Below are 255 nucleotides of genomic sequence, written 5' to 3'. Positions count from 1 at the left end.
TTCCACCTCAACTTTCTGGAAGTGCTTTTTGTTTGCGTTGGCTTTGAGGTGAGTGGAATCAGTATAAAGGGTGTGCCCCCCGACCAGCTTGCGCTTTATGGCTTGCAGCACAATTTCATCGAAAATACTTTGATAGATATCTGAGTCTTTAAAGCGACGGATACGGTTCGCGCTCAAGGTTGACGCATCAGGTACTTTGTCTGTCAGGCTCAAGCCTAAGAACCATCGATAAGCGACATTCACCTGAACGTCGCG

At 47.5% G+C, this 255-nt stretch carries 1 protein-coding gene; it reads right to left on the bottom strand.

All coding sequences use genetic code 11. The features are described from left to right. Nucleotides 1–255 (bottom strand): transposase (locus tag JW499_RS22135; protein ID WP_205212564.1); only part of this gene is annotated, 255 nt, incomplete at both ends.

The sequence above is a fragment of the Amphritea pacifica genome, from assembly GCF_016924145.1.
Classification (GTDB): Bacteria; Pseudomonadota; Gammaproteobacteria; order Pseudomonadales; family Balneatricaceae; genus Amphritea; species Amphritea pacifica.
The sequence above is the reverse complement of the archived record's forward strand: the minus strand, read 5'-3'. Positions and strand labels throughout refer to the sequence as shown.